This window comes from Roseixanthobacter psychrophilus (genome assembly GCF_043195195.1).
Lineage (GTDB): Bacteria > Pseudomonadota > Alphaproteobacteria > Rhizobiales > Xanthobacteraceae > NCEH01.
Genome location: NZ_JBAFWT010000007.1, coordinates 95,629 through 114,660 on the forward strand (window position 1 = coordinate 95,629; position 19,032 = coordinate 114,660).

At 64.9% G+C, this 19,032-nt stretch carries 13 protein-coding genes and 1 pseudogene; 5 read left to right on the forward strand and 9 right to left on the reverse strand.

Features of this window, described 5'->3' with window-relative positions:
• Positions 1-33 precede the first annotated feature (33 nt).
• On the forward strand, positions 34-1,338 hold the full coding sequence (gene oxlT, locus V5F77_RS09520; protein ID WP_429005107.1) for an oxalate/formate MFS antiporter: 1,305 nt from the start codon (positions 34-36) through the stop codon (positions 1,336-1,338).
• 514 nt (positions 1,339-1,852) lie between these two features.
• Positions 1,853-3,112, forward strand: a complete 1,260-nt coding sequence (gene oxlT, locus V5F77_RS09525; protein WP_429005164.1) for an oxalate/formate MFS antiporter — start codon at positions 1,853-1,855, stop codon at positions 3,110-3,112.
• Positions 3,113-3,228: 116 nt separating this feature from the next.
• Here oxlT (V5F77_RS09525) and V5F77_RS09530 read toward each other — a convergent pair whose 3' ends face one another.
• From V5F77_RS09530 to V5F77_RS09555, 6 genes are all read right to left on the reverse strand, one after another.
• Positions 3,229-3,462, reverse strand: a complete 234-nt coding sequence (locus tag V5F77_RS09530; protein WP_429005108.1) for a hypothetical protein — start codon at positions 3,460-3,462, stop codon at positions 3,229-3,231.
• 189 nt (positions 3,463-3,651) lie between these two features.
• The gene (gene pgi / locus V5F77_RS09535) at positions 3,652-5,304 is read right to left on the reverse strand and encodes a glucose-6-phosphate isomerase (RefSeq protein ID WP_429005109.1); all 1,653 of its coding nucleotides are present in this window, start codon (positions 5,302-5,304) and stop codon (positions 3,652-3,654) included.
• A 13-nt stretch (positions 5,305-5,317) separates the two neighbouring features.
• Positions 5,318-6,031, reverse strand: coding sequence for a 6-phosphogluconolactonase (pgl, locus tag V5F77_RS09540; RefSeq protein ID WP_429005110.1), 714 nt, complete (start codon positions 6,029-6,031; stop codon positions 5,318-5,320).
• Positions 6,032-6,083: 52 nt separating this feature from the next.
• Positions 6,084-7,559 carry a glucose-6-phosphate dehydrogenase gene (gene zwf, locus V5F77_RS09545; protein WP_429005111.1) on the reverse strand — a complete coding sequence of 492 codons (1,476 nt, stop codon included), beginning with the start codon at positions 7,557-7,559 and terminating at the stop codon, positions 6,084-6,086.
• 422 nt (positions 7,560-7,981) lie between these two features.
• Entirely contained in the window at positions 7,982-8,212 is a 231-nt protein-coding gene (gene rpsU, locus V5F77_RS09550) for a 30S ribosomal protein S21 (protein WP_348847404.1), read from the reverse strand.
• A 218-nt stretch (positions 8,213-8,430) separates the two neighbouring features.
• Positions 8,431-11,667 (reverse strand): Rne/Rng family ribonuclease, encoded by a 3,237-nt coding sequence (locus V5F77_RS09555; RefSeq protein WP_429005112.1) that lies wholly within the window; start codon positions 11,665-11,667, stop codon positions 8,431-8,433.
• Positions 11,668-12,369: 702 nt separating this feature from the next.
• Between V5F77_RS09555 and V5F77_RS09560 the strand changes: the two genes are divergently transcribed.
• From V5F77_RS09560 to prfB, 3 genes are all read left to right on the forward strand, one after another.
• On the forward strand, positions 12,370-13,827 hold the full coding sequence (locus V5F77_RS09560) for an N-acetylmuramoyl-L-alanine amidase (RefSeq protein WP_429005113.1): 1,458 nt from the start codon (positions 12,370-12,372) through the stop codon (positions 13,825-13,827).
• 220 nt (positions 13,828-14,047) lie between these two features.
• Positions 14,048-16,498 carry a penicillin-binding protein 1A gene (locus tag V5F77_RS09565; RefSeq protein ID WP_429005114.1) on the forward strand — a complete coding sequence of 817 codons (2,451 nt, stop codon included), beginning with the start codon at positions 14,048-14,050 and terminating at the stop codon, positions 16,496-16,498.
• Between the two features lie 160 nt (positions 16,499-16,658).
• Positions 16,659-17,789 (forward strand): peptide chain release factor 2, encoded by a 1,131-nt coding sequence (gene prfB / locus V5F77_RS09570; RefSeq protein WP_429005115.1) that lies wholly within the window; start codon positions 16,659-16,661, stop codon positions 17,787-17,789.
• 31 nt (positions 17,790-17,820) lie between these two features.
• On the opposite strand, the gene V5F77_RS09575 is transcribed toward prfB, so the two are convergent.
• The 3 genes and pseudogenes from V5F77_RS09575 to V5F77_RS09585 all read right to left on the reverse strand — a co-directional run bounded on the left by V5F77_RS09575 (position 17,821) and on the right by V5F77_RS09585 (position 18,962).
• A complete protein-coding gene (locus V5F77_RS09575; RefSeq protein WP_429005116.1) occupies positions 17,821-18,231 on the reverse strand; it encodes an Nmad2 family putative nucleotide modification protein in 411 nt (136 codons plus the stop codon).
• 71 nt (positions 18,232-18,302) lie between these two features.
• Positions 18,303-18,431, reverse strand: a pseudogene (locus V5F77_RS09580) (Nmad2 family putative nucleotide modification protein); the annotation flags it as partial.
• A 57-nt stretch (positions 18,432-18,488) separates the two neighbouring features.
• Complete coding sequence (locus V5F77_RS09585) at positions 18,489-18,962, reverse strand: peroxiredoxin (RefSeq protein ID WP_429005117.1); 474 nt, start codon at positions 18,960-18,962, stop codon at positions 18,489-18,491.
• Positions 18,963-19,032 lie beyond the last annotated feature (70 nt).

The following is a 19,032-nucleotide window of genomic DNA, read 5'->3' on the forward strand; positions in this document are numbered from 1 at the left end:
TAAAAAAGAGAATGACGTGAAAAGGGTAGGAAAATGGGATCGTCGGAGTCAGGTGGCACCGCCGTTGTGACGACAAATCGCTGGCTGCAATTGATTGCCGGCGTCGTCTGCATGGTTGCGGCAGCTAATATTCAGTATTCGTGGACCTTGTTTGTCCCGGAAATTCAGAGCGCGCACGGCTGGAGCCGGGCGTCCATTCAAATTGCCTTCACCATCTTCGTGGTCGTTCAGACATGGCTGACGCCCATCGAAGGCTATTTCATCGACAAGTACGGCCCACGGAACGTGGTGTTGGTCGGCGGCTTGTTCACGGGCCTGTCCTGGATCGTGAATTCTTATGCCACCTCGCTCGCCGGTTTCTATCTCGGTGCGGCCGTTGGCGGCATCGGTGTCGGCTGCGTCTACGCGACCTGCATCAACAGCGCGCTGAAATGGTTCCCGGACAAGCGCGGCCTTGCGGTCGGTCTGACGGCGGCGGGCTATGGTTCGGGCACGGTGCTCACCATCATCCCGATCGCCAACATGTTGAAGACCTCCGGCTATTCGGAGACCTTCTTCCTGTTCGGCCTGATCCAGGGTGCCGTCATTCTTCTCGCTGCCGGCTTCCTGCGGGCGCCTAAGAAGGGTGAAGTGACGTTTTCCTCCAGCGTTGCGCAGAGCCGTCGGGATTACACCCTCGGCGAAGCCCTGCGGACACCGGTCTTCTACGTCATGATGACCATGTTCATCTTGACCGTTACCGGCGGTCTGATGGCTGTGGCCCAACTTGGCGTGATTGCCGAGGATCTCGGCGTGAAGAAGGTCGAGGTCAATCTCTATTTCTTCGCCATGGCAGCTCTGCCGTTTGCCTTGATGCTTGATCGCATCTTGAACGGCGTTTCCAGGCCGCTGTTCGGCTGGGTTTCCGACCATATCGGCCGCGAAAAGACGATGTTTTTCGCGTTCGCGATGGAAGGCATCGGCATCGTCGCACTCGGCGCGTTCGGCCACAATCCGTGGGCCTTTATTATCCTCTCGGGCGTGGTGTTCCTGGCGTGGGGCGAAGTGTATTCGCTGTTCTCAGCGACGACTGCTGATACATTCGGCAGTGCACATGTCGGCAAAATCTATGGCGTTCTTTACTGCGCCAAGGGTGTAGCCGCTCTTCTTGTGCCATTTGCAAATATTTTGATGGAAGCGACGGGAAGCTGGTCAACGGTTCTCTATACCGTCGCGATCATGGACCTGACCGCCGCTTTCATGGCGCTCTTCGTTCTGCGTCCGATGCTCAAGAAGCATCACAAGATGAACGCGGATGCTGCCGCCGCCGCAACGCTTCGGGCACCAGTCGGCGCCTGATCAAACAGCCCTCTGCCGCCTTTTGGCGGCCCCTTGAGGCCCCGGTTTTGCCGGGGCCTTTTTTTGCGCCTGCGCGGGAGTTCCGGCTTATACCTCGCGCAATTAATTCCAATTGCATTTCAGTACAGACGCTTCATATTTGTATCTATTAAGTGTTCGCATGCCAAAATAGAGTTTAATTCGCGTTTACAGGCGTGATTTTTTCAGAAATACGCAATAACACGTAGAATTCATATCTGATATCGGCGTCGAGCCTGCCAAAAAATCCCGTGATATCTATGCTGTGACTGTCTTTGTAGCGGTTACATTACCGTAAATTGCATGTTGCATACGGTATTTTGCATCGAAACATTCGAGCCTGGTTCGCAGCGGGCCTCTCGAAACGAGCCCGCCACCATCAAGAATGGCGACCGTCACGGGCCGTTCATCGACTCGAATTCGATGACCCAATAGGGAAGGGTAGGAAATGCCATCTGTGGAATCTGTGCAGAAGGGCCCCATTGGCGGGCGCTGGATGCAACTCGTCATCGGCGTGATCTGCATGTCGATGATCGCCAATCTTCAATATGGCTGGACGCTGTTCGTCGAGCCCATCAACGACAAGCATCAATGGGGCCGCGCCGCCATCCAGGTCGCCTTCACCATCTTCGTCCTCACGGAAACCTGGCTGGTCCCGATCGAGGGCTGGTTCGTGGATAAATACGGCCCGCGCATTGTCGTTCTCATCGGCGGCTTTCTGTGCGGCCTCGGCTGGGTTCTGAACTCCATGGCCGACACGCTGGCCTTGCTCTATGTGGCCGCGGCTGTGGGCGGCGTCGGTGCCGGCGCTGTCTATGGCACCTGCGTGGGCTCCGCGCTGAAGTGGTTCCCGGATCGCCGCGGCCTTGCCGCCGGCATCACCGCCGCCGGCTTCGGCGCCGGATCGGCCATAACCATCATCCCGATCGCGGCGATGATCGCCTCCCAGGGCTATCAGCAGACCTTTCTCGTGTTCGGCCTGTTCCAGGGCGTTGTGGTGATGGCCCTCTCGCTGCTGCTTCAGGCCCCGAAGGCCGGTCAGCTCCCGCCGGTCACCAACAAGGCCGCAACGCAGAGCCGTCGCGATTACGGCCCGGGCCAGATGCTGAAGGCTCCGGTGTTCTGGGTCATGTATGCGATGTTCGTGCTGGTTGCCGCCGGTGGCCTCATGGCCACGGCCCAGCTCGGCTCCATCGCCAAGGATTTCAATATCGCCGGCGTTCCCGTGAGCTTGATGGGCATCACCCTTCCGGCACTCACCTTCGCCCTGTCCATTGACCGCGTGCTGAACGGCCTGACCCGTCCATTCTTCGGTTGGGTCTCCGACAACATCGGCCGCGAGAACACCATGTTCATCGCGTTCGCCCTGGAGGCGGTCGGCGTCCTCGCGCTGGGGCACTTCGGCTCCAACCCGCTCGCCTTCGTGCTGCTGACAGGTCTCGTCTTCTTCGCCTGGGGCGAGATCTATTCGCTGTTCCCGGCGACCTGCGGCGACACGTTCGGCTCCAAGTTCGCCACCACCAATGCCGGCTTCCTCTATACCGCCAAGGGCACGGCCTCCCTGGTGGTGCCGATCGCCAGCGTCGCGGTGGCGCAGCTCGGCAACTGGGACCTGGTGTTCCTCATCACCGCTGGCGTGAATGCCCTGGCGGCGCTGATGGCCCTGTTCGTGCTCAAGCCCATGCGCGCCCGCTTCGTTGCAGATGCGAAGCTCACGACGGCGGCGGAAACCAAGGCCGCTCAGGTCGCTCACTGAATTCCCATTGGTCCGTTCGGGCACTGGTCAGGGCTCGACCGGAGAGGTGCGCGACCAAGATGCGAGAGAAGGCGGGCCCCTGGGCCTGCCTTTTTTTATTCTCGGGCTGCAGCGCTTCAGAAGGCGCGCGGGAAAGCGGCAATCGCGGGCTCGCGGTCCTGCTTACCCTTTTCGCCGCCGAACAGGGTGCCGGCGGTGCGGGTGTGATCCTGATCGAGCAGCGCGAGCTCCGGGGGAACGCCAGGGCCACCGGCGGCAGCCATGAAGCTCTTGGGATTGCTGAAGCCGATGATGGCGCCAGTCAGGGCGACGCCGAGGATGCCGAGGGCAACGAGGTCGAATGCGGTCATTTAAGCCTCCGGGGCGTGGTGTCACGCCGCTTGCGTCAGGAGCTGGCACCGCCTGGGTGGCGACGCCTGCGCTCATTTCCGGATGTCATACTGACCTAGTTTGCCTCAGTCGTGGTATACATAATACGCAGAGGCCCCCTCCATTGCTGCATAGCAGCATGAGAATGAGCCGCGTTCATCGCGCTTCCGTCAAAGACTTCGCAGATGCGAGATCAGGCCTGCGGTCGAGCCGGAGGTGCCCTGCGGGGCTGGCCCGCCCTTCACTGCGGGGAGCAAAGCGGTGGCCATCTCCTTGCCCAGTTCCACCCCCCATTGATCGAAGGCGTTGATGCCCCAGATGGCGGCCTCGGTGAAGACGCGGTGCTCATAAAGCGCAATGAGGCGGCCGAGGGTGAAGGGATCGAGCAAGGTATAGGCGATCGTGACCGAGGGACGGTTGCCGGGAAACACCTTGTGCGGCGCCAGTTCGGCGATGCGCGCTTCGTCCATGCCGCCGGCCCGCAAGTGCGCGGCCACCTCGGCGACCGACCGGCCACGCAACAGGGCTTCGGACTGGGCGAGGCAATTGGCGATCAGCAGGTCGTGGTGCGGACGAAGGCCCGGCTCGTGGCCCTGGGCGGCGATCAGGAAGTCCACCGGCACCACATCGGTGCCCTGGTGGAGCAATTGGAAGAAGGCGTGCTGGCCATTGGTGCCCGGCTCGCCCCACACCACCGGCCCGGTGGGACGGGTCACGGGTGTGCCATCCAGCGTCACGCTCTTGCCGTTGCTCTCCATATCCAATTGCTGGAGATAGGCGGGAAAGCGCGCGAGACGCTGATCGTAAGGAATGATGGCGCGGCTTGCATAGCCACACACGTTGCGATGCCACACCCCCACCAGCGCCAGCAGCACCGGCAGGTTCTGCTCCAGCGCGGCATGGCGGAAATGGTCGTCCATGGCCGCCCCACCGGCCAGGAAATCGTCGAATGCGGCGGGACCTATGGCGATCATCAAAGGCAGGCCTATGGCGGACCAGAGCGAATAGCGTCCGCCCACCCAATCCCAGAAGCCGAATGTCCGATCGGCCGAAATGCCGAATGCCCCGACTTTGTCGAGCGCGGTGGAGACGGCCGCGAAATGTGCGCCCACCGCTTCCTCGCCCAGCGCCGCCGCGATCCAGGCGCGAGCGGAGCCGGCATTGGTCATGGTTTCGATGGTGGTGAAGGTCTTCGAGGCGACGATGAACAAGGTGGTGGCCGGGGACAGCGGCTTCAGCACGTCGTTGAGGTGCGCGCTGTCCACATTGGAGACGAAATGCAGGCGCGGCCCGTCGTGAAAGGGCGCCAGCGCGAGAGTGGCCATCACCGGGCCGAGGTCGGAGCCGCCGATGCCGATGTTCACGACGTCGGTGAAGGCCTGCCCGCGATGGCTGGCGATGGTTCCGCCGCGCACGCCATCTGCAAAGTCGCTCAGGCGCGCGAGGGTTTCGCGCACCTGCGTTTTCACGTCGGTGCCGTCGATGTCGAGTGGCGTCGGGTCGCCATCGCGCAGGGCGACATGCAGCGCCGAGCGCTGCTCGGTGGAATTGATCCGGTCTCCGCGGAACATGGCTTCGCGCCGCGCTTCGACGCCAGTGGCGCGGGCGAGGTCCAGCAGCAGGCCGAGGGTCTCGTCGGTCAGCGCGGTCTTGGAATAATCCAGCAGCAGGTCGCCGGTGCTGGAGGAGAAGCGGGCGAAGCGGCCAGGATCGGCGAACAGAGCCGCCAGCGAGGTGCCGGTGCTCCGCGTCCGCGCATCGTCGAGCGCTTTCCAGAGCGATTGCGTATCGGTCCCGGACGCGGAAGCTTGGGCATCGGTCATGGTCGGATCTCCGTCAGGGGCACCAGAGCACATCGAGGGGCGCATGTGCCCGCAGCACGGCACGTATCGGCAGGGCCTCGGCGGGGCCGGGCAAAAGCGCGGCATCGAGCACCGCACGCTTGCCGGCGCCCTCGATGTGCAGCAGCAAGGTCCGCGCCGCCAGGAGCTGCGGCAAGGTGAGGGTGATGCGCGGCTCGCCCGCCGCTTCCGCCCGGATCGCGATCAGTCGCGCCGGGGTGTGCGGATCAAGCGCGGCCGCCAAGGCATCGGCGCCGGGGAAGAAGGAGGCGGTGTGCCCATCATCGCCCATGCCGAGCACGACGGCGGCAAAAGGAGCCGGCAAGCCGGCAAGCGCTGCCTCGGCCTCAGCGAGGCCGTCTTCCGGCGTATCCGCGCCGGTGAACAGCGGCAGGAACCGGGCCCGGGCGGCGGGGCCCTGCAACAAGTGCCGGCGCACCAGCGCAGCGTTGGAGCGGGGCGACTGCTCTCCGACCCAGCGCTCGTCCACCAGGGTCACGCTCACGCGGCTCCAGTCGATCGGCGCCTGCGCCAACGTCTCGAAGAATCGCGTCGGTGTGCGCCCGCCGGAAACCGCGAGGCTCGCCGCCCCGGTCGCCGCGATCTGCCCGCGCAACGCGTCCGCAACATGGGCCGCCAGCGCGCGGGCGAGCGCCTCCGGCCCATCATAGGCGGCGAGGGCGACGGGAGTGGACGCGCTGTCGTTCATGCGGGAGACCGGCGTTGGACGGGAAGGACAGGAAAAGGAGCGGGCGCCGACTTCAGACGTCGTCCATCCAGGTGCGCCCATCCCGCTCGATCAGCGCGATGGAGGCGGAAGGGCCCCAGGTGCCGGCGGTGTAGGATTTGGGCGGCTCGCGCAGGTTGCGCCAGGCGTCCAGGATCGGATCGATCCATTTCCATGCGGCTTCCACTTCGTCGCGGCGCATGAACAAGGTCTGGTTGCCGCGCACCACATCCATGAGAAGCCGCTCGTATGCATCCGGGTTCCGCACGCCGAAGGCTTCCGCGAAGCTCATGTCGAGCGGGACGTGCTGGAGGCGCATGCCGCCGGGGCCGGGATCCTTGATCATCAGCCACAGCTTCACGCCCTCGTCGGGCTGGAGGCGGATGACGAGGTGGTTGGCCACGATCGGGCCGGCCTGCTCGTCGAACACCGAATGGGGAATGGGGCGGAACGCCACCACGATTTCGGAGACCCGGCTGGCGAGGCGCTTGCCGGTGCGCAGGTAGAAGGGCACGCCGGCCCAACGCCAATTGCCGATCTCCGCCTTCAGGGCAACGAACGTCTCGGTCTGGCTGGTGTTGGAACCGAGTTCGTCGAGATAGCCGGACACCGCCCCGCCGGAGGAGGCACCGGCGCGATATTGGCCGCGCACGGTCAAGGCGTTGACATTGCTCTCGTCGATCGGCTCCAGGGCTTTCAGAACCTTCAGCTTCTCATCGCGCACCGCGTCGGCGTCCATACACACCGGGGGCTCCATGGCCACCAGGCAGAGCAATTGCAGCATGTGGTTCTGCACCATGTCGCGCAGCGCACCGGCGGTGTCATAATAACCCGCGCGGCCGGCAACCCCGAGGCTCTCCGCCACGGTGATCTGCACATGGTCGATATGGGCGTGGTTCCACACCGGCTCGAACAAAGCGTTGGCGAAGCGCAACGCCATCAAATTCTGCACCGTCTCCTTACCCAGGTAATGGTCGATGCGGAACACCGATTCTTCGGGGAAGACGCGGCCCACGGCCTCGTTCACCGCGCGGGCGGAGGCGAGGTTCTTGCCGACCGGCTTTTCCACCACCACGCGGGTCAGCGGAGTCACGAGATTGTGCGAGCCGATGCGGGCGCAGATGTCGTCGAACAGGTCCGGGCCGACGGCGAGATAGAACACCCGCACCTTTTCGGCACCCGGGGCGAGCACGGCCGCGAGATCGTCCCATCCCTCGTCGGACACCGCGTCCACGGCGACATAATCCACCCGATCGAGAAAGCGCGCGAGCGGGGCGCGCTCGATCTGGTCGATGCCGTCGCGATCCTCGACCGAATCGCGGGCGAACTCTTGGAATTCGGCGCGCGACATGGGCCGGCGCGACACGCCGATGATGCGGGCATCGTCGGGAATCTGGCCGGCGAGGTCGCGCTCGTAAAGGGCGGGAAGGAGCTTGCGTTTCGCGAGGTCGCCGGTCGCTCCGAACACGATGATATCGAAGGGTTCGACCGTGATGACGCGCGCAACCATATGGACCTCCAGCCGACGGCACGGGGGCCGTCACACGAGACGATAGCCGTCTTCTACCAAATCCTCTGCGTCTGTGCTGCGACTGCGAGGGTCGAATGGTGATATCGCCTTTTGTCAGGTCGCGCGCCAGATGCTCTATCTTCGCTGCGATCCGTGGCAGATGCGGGGCCTGGCAGCCGGCCGCCCTGCTTTTGGAGCCAGGTCGATCCGAATCGAAAACACCTCGCCGGCCCTCCGCCTCCGCTTCGGCAGTCACGCTTGGGGCGACAAATTCTTAGGGTGACGAATTCTCGGGGCGATAAATTCCTGGGGCGGCAAATTCTGCGCTGCAAAGAAAACACAAAAAACCCGCGCGGCATGGGCCACGCAGGTGTCGCTTCAGCTCAATCCCTCGCCAGCCGCATCGGCGGCTGGAGACCCGCTCAGCGGGTGGGGCGGGGCTTGCTGGGGATCAGGCCTTCGCGCTGGGCGCGCTTGCGGGCCAGCTTGCGGGCGCGGCGAACGGCTTCCGCCTCTTCGCGGGCACGCTTCTCGGACGGCTTCTCGTAGTGACCACGCAGCTTCATCTCGCGGAAGATCCCCTCGCGCTGCATCTTCTTCTTGAGCGCCTTGAGGGCCTGATCGACATTATTATCGCGGACGAGAACTTGCACGTGTTGCCTCTTCGAGCTGTTGCGCCGAGCGAACTTGGACTGGTCTGAAATCGGATCCGGGAGCAGGAGGGGCGCTCTCGCGCCGGACCGAGCTCTGCCGGAGGAGCGCTCTCATATCAGAGCCTCTGGTTATTGTCCACACGTGCTGCGCGTGTCGCGCGGCCCGCGCAGCAAAAAGGGCGGCGCAATGCGCCGCCCTTTCGCGTGTCCTATGAGCGTCAGGAGTCGCCGAACAGCTTGCGCTGCCACCAGCCAGAGCGCGGCTTGGCTCCGGGCTCGGCGTCCTGGCGGCCGCTAGCCGCAAGCGGCGCGGGTGCGGCGGGCGTCTCGGCCTCACCCTCGGCCATGGGCTCGGAAGAAGCGATGTCGGCGTCCGAGATCGGCACGCTGGCGCTTTCCTGGTTGGATGCCGTCGGCTCGGCAACCGCGCTATCCGGCGCGGTCACCTCCCCAGCGGCGGGTTCTTCGACCGCGATTGCATCCGCAAGCACGACCACCGGCGCCTTTTCGCGCACGGTCGAACGCCGACGGGGTGCGGGAGCCGGCTCGGCTTCAGCCGGAGCAGGCGCCGCAGCGACGGGCTGCGCTGGGGCCGGCGCGGGAACCGTGGCGCGCGGGGCCACGGATTCCACCACCACAGGCGCGGGCGCCTCGGCTTCCAAGGCGGCGGCCTCGAAATGTGCGGGCAACGCATCCACTGGCGTGCTGACCGGCGCGGCTTCGATGGCCGCGACCGCGATAGCAACCGGGGAATCCGCGCTCAGCGTGGTTTCGGCGCCTTCGGTCTCGCCTTCGGCGGCAAGGCCGCCTTCGACTGTGTCCTCCTCATCGCCGGTGCGGGGAGCCCCGTCCTCGCCCTCACGCCGGTTGCGACGGCCACCGCGACGCCCACGACGGCGCCGACGGCGCTCGCCCTCGGTCTCGCCCCGGACATCACCTTCGGCGCGATCTTCCTCATCACCCTCTTCGCCGTCCGCCTCGCCCTCGGAGGCAGCGGCGATATCTTCACCTTCAGCGGCTTCGCCTTCGCCCTCGGCGGGCAGGCTGCGCGGCTCGCCATCGCGCTCCCCGCGACGACGACGGCGGCGGCGGCGACGGCGGTTGCCGTTCTCGTCGGTCCGCTCGGCGCCATTCTCGCCATCGGCTTCCGAATCGGCATCGACCTCGGCCTCTCCGGCCTCGGCCTCATCGCCGGTGTCCTCGTCCTCCTCCTCGTAATCCTCTTCGGGAAGGATGGAATCGGGATGAACGGCCTTCGACAGGCGCGGCGCGGCCGGCGGCGGCGCGGCAAGATCGCCCTTTTCGATCAGGAACGGCTGGTGGCCGGTGACGCTCTCGTCCGCAGTGACGAGCAGGGTGACGGAGAAGCGCTCCTCCAGTTCGCGCAGATGGGCGCGCTTCTGGTTGAGCACATAGAGCGCGACTTCCGCGCGGGTGCGGGCCACCAGATTATGGGTGGTGCCGCGCACCAATTGCTCCTCGAAGCTGCGCAGCAATTGCAGCGCCACGGAGGCTGCGGAGCGCACATGGCCGGTGCCGCCGCAGGTGGGGCACACCTCGATGGAGCTTTCCAGCACGCCGGTGCGGATGCGCTGGCGCGACATTTCCATCAGGCCGAAATGCGAGATGCGGCCGACCTGGATGCGCGCGCGGTCGTTCTTCAGGCAATCCTTGAGCTTGCGCTCAACCGAGCGGTTGTTGCGCTTCTCCTCCATGTCGATGAAGTCGATGACGATCAGGCCGGCAAGGTCACGCAGCCGCAACTGGCGGGCGATTTCCTCGGAGGCTTCCAGATTCGTCTTGAGCGCGGTGTCCTCGATATGGTGCTCGCGGGTGGAGCGGCCCGAGTTCACGTCGATGGAGACCAGGGCCTCCGTCGGATTGATGACGATATAGCCGCCGCTCTTGAGCTGGACCACGGGGGAGAACATCGCATCGAGCTGATGTTCCACGCCATGCTTGGCGAAGATCGGCTGGTGGTCGTTATAGGCGATGACGTTCTTCACATGGCTCGGCATGAGCATGCGCATGAAGTCGCGGGCTTCCCGGAAGCCCTCCTCGCCGGCGACGTGGATGTCGTCGATGTCCTTGTTGAACAGGTCGCGGATGGCGCGCTTGATCAGCGAGCCTTCCTCATAGACCAGGTTCGGGGCGCTGGAGGTGAGGGTCAACTCGCGCACCGTCTCCCACAGGCGCAGGAGATATTCGAAGTCGCGCTTGATCTCGACCTTGGTGCGGTTGGCGCCGGCGGTGCGCAGGATGATGCCCATCCCTTCGGGCACCTCCAGATCCTGCACCACTTCCTTCAGGCGCTTGCGGTCCACCGCATTGGTGATCTTGCGCGAGATGCCGCCGCCCCGGGCGGTGTTCGGCATCAAAACGGAATAGCGACCGGCGAGCGAGAGATAGGTGGTGAGCGCCGCGCCCTTGTTGCCGCGCTCTTCCTTGACCACCTGCACCAGCATCACCTGGCGGCGACGGATGACTTCCTGAATCTTGTAGGAGCGGGCGCGGCGCTGGTGCGAGCGCTCGGGCACCTCTTCCATGGCGTCGTCGGAGCCCATCTGCTCCACGCCCTCGTCTTCTTCCTCGCCGTCCTCGTCCTCATCGTCCTCTTCGGACCGGCGCGACCTTTCGGACCGGCGCGACCGGCCGCGCGGCGCGCGTGCCTCGGCGGCGGGTTCTTCCTCGCCGGATTCCGCGCTGCCCTCGGCCGGCAGGATCGGGTTTTCCTCCGCCTCGGCGAACGGAGCTTCCTGCTGCCGCTCGCTTTCGAGGGCGGCACTAGCATGCAGGTCGCTCTGATCCTGCGGCGTGGGAAGTTCGCCTTCCATCGCCGTGTCGGCGCTGCGCCCATGCGCCGCGCCCGCCTCATGGGCGATGATGTCCTCGACATCGGTGGATGCCGGCAGGTCGCGCGGATCGACGGGCACTTCCTCGCCGGTATCGGTCTCGGCATAGTCGCCGCCGACCCGCTCGGGCACGTCGTCATCGTCGTCCGAGGCGGAGCCGCCGGAGATCTGGCCGTCCTCGATGGTCTCGACCACATCCGATTCGTCGATCTCCTCGACATTGCCGGAGATGCTTTCGTCGGACGCGGGGCGGCGCGACTTGGGACGCTCGCGGCGGCGTTCGCGGCGCTCGTCCTCTTCATCGGCGGCGCGCGCGGCCCGCTCTTCTTCCTCGATCAGCGCCAGGCGGTCGGCGACGGGGATCTGGTAATAGTCGGGGTGGATCTCGCTGAACGCGAGGAAGCCGTGGCGGTTGCCGCCGTATTCAATGAATGCGGCTTGCAGCGAGGGCTCGACCCGCGTGACCTTCGCCAGATAGATGTTTCCCCGCAATTGCTTGCGGGATGCGGATTCATAGTCGAATTCTTCGACCCTGTTGCCGCGCACGACCACGACCCGGGTTTCCTCCGGGTGGGTCGCATCGATGAGCATTTTGTTGGCCATGGAGATCTCTCTGCGCGGCGTCGGAGACACAGCTCCGCGACGGTCGGCGCGGCAATGCCTGCGAACCGCCGATACGCCTGAAATTGAAGCGGGAGGAGACAGAGGAGCTGCGGCGCGCGGGGGTCATTTCGACACCCTCCGCATCGAGACACACGGGCGCACGCAGTGCGCGCTGTTCGTGCGGGTTGAAAGTCATGCCCTCGGCTACTCGTTCCTCAGCGAAGCATCAGACCAGGCGAGTGCCCGGCCCCGGCATACGGCAGCCATTTTCCCCCCGACAGACGGCCTCTTCGGCGGCATGAGCGACGCAAGCGGCCGTCCATTCGCGCGCTTGCGGCGCGCGCGCCGCAGGATGGCACACTCAATTTGCTTGAGCAGCCTGCGACGGGAGATGCCCGGCCGGCTTCAGGAAAGTGGAAGTTCCCAAGCAGGACGCCATCAGCGGCAGCCGCGGCAGCCGGGGGCCGAAGAGCCTGTTCCGGAACGCGAACCGTATACCCCTCCTTCTTACCCGCCCCGCTCGCCACTTGGCAAGGTTCATGCCTGTTTCGCCGGCAACAATGTCACAACAGCCCTATAGTCCCGCGGGCGAGGGCAGGAAAACAGGGGTTGGCGTCAACCTTCGATTAACGAGACGGCCGCTATCCGTTACAAATCGGTGAATGGTGCCGTCCGGCGGGCGGACAGGGGAAGGTGCTGGCCATGACGGCACGCGACGCGCGCCCCAGGAGAGCTGAAGCCGCGCCGGCACCGCGCCTGCGGGGTCATGCTCCGAGCGTCGCGCTGCTCCGCGCCCGCTGTGCCATCGCAGTGGTCATCGTCGCGGCCGCCCTTGCCATTTCCAGCTTCGGCTGGGCCGGCCCCGCATCGGCTGCCGACCCGACGGCGCTACAGATCGCCGCGCGCCCCGATGAATTACCTGCCCCCGCGGCATCCGAGCAAGGGCTGCCGAACGAACCGGCCGCCCAGGGTCCTGCCATCCCTCCGGGTCCCGCCATCGCCACGGGCGCGCGCCTCGCTGGCGATGCCCAGCGAACCCGCCTCGTGATCGACCTCGATCGGAAGGTGGAGTTTCGAGCTTTCACCTTAGCCAATCCCTATCGCGTCATTCTCGACCTGCCGGCGGTCCGCTTCGCGTTCGACGCCTCCAAGGGCCAGACCAAGCGGGGCCTGGTGAATGCATACCGTTACGGCGAGTTCGCACCCGGCAAGGCGCGGGTGGTGATCGACGTCGGCGAGCCCGTCGCCATCGACAAGGCTTTCATCCTGGATGCGATCGACGACCAGCCGGCACGGCTGGTGCTCGACCTCGTCAAGACCGACGCGGCGCATTTTACCTCCACCGTTGCGACCGCGGCGGAGGCGCGCGGGGCCCCCGCCGCGATGCCGGTGGCGACCGATGGCGTGGCCGACGGAGATACGCGGCCGGTGATCTGCCTCGACCCGGGCCATGGCGGCATCGATTCGGGCACCACGGGCGCGAGCGCCTATTCGGAAAAGAACATCGTGCTTGATGTGGCGCTCGCCCTGAAGGCGAAGCTGGAGGCGAGCGGGAAATATCGCGTGGTGATGACGCGTTCCACCGATACCTTCATCGCGCTTGGGGAGCGGGTGCGAATCGCGCGCGCCAATCGCGCCGCCCTGTTCGTCTCGATCCATGCCGACGCGCTTGCCAGCGGCGACGGGCAGGCGCGGGGCGCGAGCGTCTATACCCTGTCGGAAACCGCCAGCGACGCCGAGTCCGCCCATCTCGCGGAAAAGGAAAACAAAGCCGACCTCATCGCGGGCGTGGATCTCTCGGAAGAGAGCAACGAAGTTGCCGGCATCCTGTTCGACCTCGCCCAGCGCGAGACCAAGAATTTTTCAGCCCTGTTCGCCCGAACCCTCGTCGGGGCCATGAAGGGCGCCGGCCGCATCCACAAGTCGCCGTTGAAATCGGCCGGCTTCCGGGTGCTGAAAGCGCACGACGTCCCCTCGGTGCTGGTGGAAGTGGGCTACATGTCGAGCCGCGAGGATCTCAAGCTGATGACCTCGGACGCTTGGCGCGAGAAGGTGACGGACGCGATGCAGAGCGCCATCAACGAATTCTTCGCCACGCGGGTGGCCGGCGGCAATGCGGTCACTCCCGAGCCGGTCGCCACGGGGAGCCTGCCGCGCTGACCCTTGCCACCCTTGCCTCAGGGGAAGGTCCTCTCCTTTTTCCCCAGCGGTCGTGAAGCAGCCACTTTTGGCCAACATAGCCGTGACGTCGGTGCCGAATTCGTCTGTTTGGGCGCCGTGACCCTTGCGCAAAGGGGGCGAATGCGGCTTTTGGACAGGCTTGGCCTCGCCAGGCAGCAAGGCTGCTGTTTCAGGGTGTCGTGGTGGGAGAGCCGGCGAAATGCGGCTGCTGTTGAGGTTCTTCGGGTTTCTGTTCGCCCTCGGCACGCTTGTGCTGCTCGTGGGGGCGGCGGGGGCGACCTATTTCGTCTGGAAATACTCCCAGGACCTGCCCGACTATACCCAGCTCCAGAATTACGAGCCGCCGGTGATGACCCGCGTCCATGCCGACGACGGGTCGCTGGTGGCTGAATGGGCGCGCCAGCGCCGGCTCTATATCCCGATCCAATCGGTGCCGAAGCTGGTGATCGAGGCGTTCCTTTCGGCCGAGGACAAGAATTTCTACGAGCACGGCGGCATCGACCCCGTCGGCATCTTCCGCGCCGGCATGGTCTATCTCCAGAATTTCGGCTCGAACCGCCGGCCCCAGGGCGCCTCCACCATCACCCAGCAGGTGGCCAAGAACTTCCTGCTGACCAATGAGGTGTCGTTCGACCGGAAGATCAAGGAAGCGCTGCTGGCGCTGCGCATCGAGCGCGCCTATTCCAAGGATCGCATCCTTGAGCTGTATCTGAACGAAATCTACCTCGGCATGGGTGCCTACGGCATCGCGGCTGCCGCCCTGGTCTATTTCGACAAATCGGTCGAGGACCTGAACGTCCAGGAAGCGGCTTATCTTGCCGCGCTGCCAAAGGCGCCGTCCTCCTACAATCCGTTCCGCGAGCGCGAGCGCGCCACCGACCGCCGCAACTGGGTCATCGACCGCATGGCGGAAAACGGCTTCATCACCGCCGCCCAGGCGGAAGTCGCCAAGAAGTCCTCCATCGACGTGACGCCCCGTCCCACCGGCGCGCAGATCTTCGCGGCGGAATATTACGCTGAGGAAGTGCGCCGCCAGGTCTACGAGCGCTATGGCGAGACCAAGCTCTACGAGGGCGGCCTCTCGGTGCGCACGGCGCTCAATCCGAAGATGCAGATGATCGCCAAGAAGGCGCTCTCCGACGGCTTGGTGCGATACGACGAGCAGCGCGGCTGGCGCGGCCCGGTGAATCACATCGACATTTCCGGCGACTGGGGCCAGAAGCTCGCCGAGCTGAAGGCCTATTACGACATTCCCTGGAAGCTCGCGGTGGTGCTCGATTCGGGCAAGGACACCGCGCGCATCGGCCTGCAGCCGCCGCGCGAGAAGTCGGGCAGCACCTCGACGCAGCGTGACCTCGGCCTGATCAATCTGGACGGCGTCAAATGGGCGCGCTGGGTCAAGGGGCCGGACGCTGGCAAGGCGGTAAGCTCGGTCGCACAGGTGCTTAAGCCGGGCGACGTGGTCTATGTCGAGCCGATCGCCGGCAAGGACGGCCAGTACCGCCTCCACCAAATTCCCGAGATCGAGGGAGCCATGGTGGTGATGGAGCCGCTGACCGGGCGCGTGCTCGCGCTGTCCGGCGGCTTCTCCTATGACGAAAGCCAGTTCAACCGTGCCACCCAGGCGTTGCGCCAGCCCGGCTCCTCGTTCAAGCCCATCGTCTATTCCGCGGCCCTCGATAATGGCTACACGCCCTCCACGGTGGTGCTGGACGCGCCGATCGAGATCGACCAGGGCCCAGGCCTTGGGGTTTGGGCGCCGGAAAACTACGCCAAGAAATTCTATGGCCCGCAGACCCTGCGGTTCGGCCTGGAGCAGTCGCGCAACGTCATGACCGTGCGCCTGGCCCAGGATGTCGGCATGCCGATCATCACCGAATATGCCAAGAAGTTCGGCGTCTATGACGACATGCTGCCGGTGCTCTCCATGGCGCTCGGCGCCGGTGAGACCACGCTCATGCGCATGGTCGGCGCCTATGCGATCATGGCCAATGGCGGGCGCAAGGTGACGCCGTCGCTGATCGACCGCATCCAGGACCGCTACGGCCATACCATCTACCGCCACGACGAGCGCGAGTGCCGGGGCTGTGACGCCGAGAGCTGGCAGAACCAGCCCGAGCCGACCCTGATCGATCGCCGCCCGGTGGTTCTCGATCCCATGACCGCCTATCAGATCACCTCCATGATGGAGGGCGTGGTCCAGCGCGGCACGGGCACGGCGCTGAAGGACCTCGGCAAGCCGGTGGCCGGCAAGAGCGGCACCACCAATGACGAGAAGGACGCCTGGTTCATCGCCTTCACACCGGAAGTGGTGGTGGGCGTCTATCTCGGCTACGACAAGCCCAAGCCCATGGGCAAGGGCTCGACCGGCGGCGTTCTCTCCGCCCCGATCGTGCGTGAATTCATGAAGACCGCGCTGGCCGATCGTCCCGCCATTCCGTTCCGCGTGCCGCCGGGCATCAAGCTGGTGCGCATCAATCCCAAGAGCGGCCTGAGGGCGAGCACGGGCGAAAACGCCATCCTGGAGGCCTTCAAGCCGGGGACGGCGCCGCCCGACAGCTATTCGGTGATCGGGGCGAGCGATGCGCCGATGACCGTGACGCCGGAAGCCGACCGGGCGGTGCGCAGCGGCACCGGCGGGCTGTACTGAGCGCCTTCCCGTTCCCTCTCCCGTGTGCGGGGGAAGGGCGAGGGGAGGGGCACTCAAGCTGAGCGACGCCACCCAAGCATCTCGCTCTTTGCCCGGCGCCCGTTTACAGGCCGGTGCACCGCCGCTATTTTCCGCGGCCCTCGGATCAGAAAGGTTTCCCATGCGTGCGGAGCTCGCCGCGAAAGTCGACGAGATCAATCAGTCCGTTGATCTGCTGCGTCAGCATCTCAATGTGGACCGCTCGCGTCGGCGCCTCGCCGAATTGAACAACATCGCCGAGGATCCGAACCTCTGGAACGATCCGGAGCGGGCGCAGAAGATCATGCAGGAGCGCACCGGCCTTGAGGACGCGCTCGGCGCCATCGACCGGGTCAATCGCGATCTCGCCGACAATGTCGAATTGATCGAGCTTGGCGAGGCCGAGGGCGATGAGGGGGTCATCTCGGAAGCTGCCGCCGCGCTCGACGGGCTGAAGGCCGAGCTGGCGCGCCGCGAACTGGACGCCCTGCTTGCGGGCGAGGCGGATTCCAACGACAGCTATCTGGAAGTCCATGCCGGCGCCGGCGGCACCGACAGCCAGGACTGGGCCGAGATGCTGCTGCGCATGTACCGGCGCTGGTGCGAGCGCCACGGCTTCAAGGTGGAGCTGATGGACGAATCACAGGGCGAGCAGGCCGGCCTGAAGTCCGCCACCATCCAGGTGAAGGGCCATAATGCCTATGGCTGGCTGAAGACCGAGGCGGGCGTGCACCGCCTGGTGCGCATCTCGCCGTTCGATTCCAACGCCCGGCGGCAGACCTCGTTCGCCAGCGTCGACGTCTATCCGGTGGTGGACGACCGCATCGTGGTGGACATCAAGGAAGCCGACGTGCGGGTGGACACCATGCGCTCCGGCGGCGCGGGCGGGCAGCACGTGAACAAGACCGAATCGGCCGTGCGCCTCACCCATATTCCCACCGGCATCGCGGTGGTGAGCGAGGGCGACCGCTCCCAGCACAAGAACCGCGCCACCGCCTGGAACATGCTGCGCGCCAAGCTCTATGATTTGGAGCTGAAGCGGCGTGAGGCCGAGGCGATCGCGGAGCAGGCGGCCAAGACCGATATCGGCTGGGGCCACCAGATCCGCTCTTACGTGCTCCAGCCCTATCAGCTGGTGAAGGACCTGCGCACCGGCGTCACGTCGGGCACGCCGCAGGAAGTGCTGGACGGCGATCTCGACCCCTTCATGGAAGCCGCCCTCGCCCAGCGCGCCTATGGCGGCGGGCCGGATCAGGTCGAAGACGTGGAGTGAGCGCGCAGCGGCGCCACCGGGATGGCGCCGCTTAACAGGGTCCGCAGGAAGTGCGGTGGCGCCGTTTCTCCTGCTTGCATGTGCCGTGACCCCCGACCTCTTTCGGATCGAATGGGCTCGCGTGCGATTTCAGCCAGTCGAGCCAACGGTCTCGCTCGTCCGTCGCCAGAGGTGACTTGCGATGGCCGCGCCGGGCATTCATTTCCAGGCGATAGCCTTCGCCGGGAAATGGCTCCTCATCGCTGCTGATTCGCCAAGCGCGATCGAAGATCAGAACGTATTTTCCCGAAACGTCGGTTTCTTTTTCAGCGGGACAATGCACGGGATTGTGGACTTGTTTAAGAGATGCGGGACCATTTGGCTGATAGATATTATCAGGCCACGCGCTCTTATTTGGTTTTTTGCATTGAAAGTCTTCAGAATTCCAATAATCACGAAACAATAGTTTTCTTGTAACCTCGCCGCCCCAGACAACGGCATGAGGATGCCTCCCCAGGGGCCCCCGGCGAAGGCCACCACCAGATCCCCGACTTGGGCATGTCGGCGGATCCGGGGCTTGCAGATTGCTAGCGTGGTCGCTGGCGATTCGAAATTCGGTGCGGAGCCGTTATCCGCCGTGATGACGTATCGCCAGAGGTTCATGGCTAAATATCCCTGAGTTGGTCGATAATTGCAGGGACTATCCTGGGTTGGCAACCGCTAAGCCAGCGCCTTCGCGGCTTCCAGCACCTCTTCCGGATGGCCGTCCACCTTCACCTTCGGCCAGACCTTGGCGATGGTGCCATCGCGGCCGATGAGCAGGGTCACGCGCTCTATCCCCATGTATTTTCGGCCGTACATGCTCTTTTCCCCCCAGACGCCATAGGCCGCGAGCATGGCCGTGGCCTCGTCGGAAGCGAGCGGAATTTCGAGGTCGTATTTGGTCTTGAACTTGTCCTGCTTCGCCACCGGATCGGCCGAGACGCCGAGAATGTCGGTGTCGGCCCGTGCGAATTCCGCCCGCAGGCGGTTGAAGGCAATGGCTTCCTTGGTGCATCCCGGAGTATCAGCCTTGGGATAGAAATAGAGCACCAGCTTGCGGCCGGCAAAGTCGCTGAGGGAGACGCTGCCGCCGCCGTCGCGCGGCAAGGTGAAGGCGGGAGCGGGTGCACCCGGGAGGGGAATTTCAGTCAAGTGCCTTCCTTTCGACGTGTGGGTGTCTTACCGGCAGAGCCAGATCCCCTTGCTTGGAAAACTGGATCGT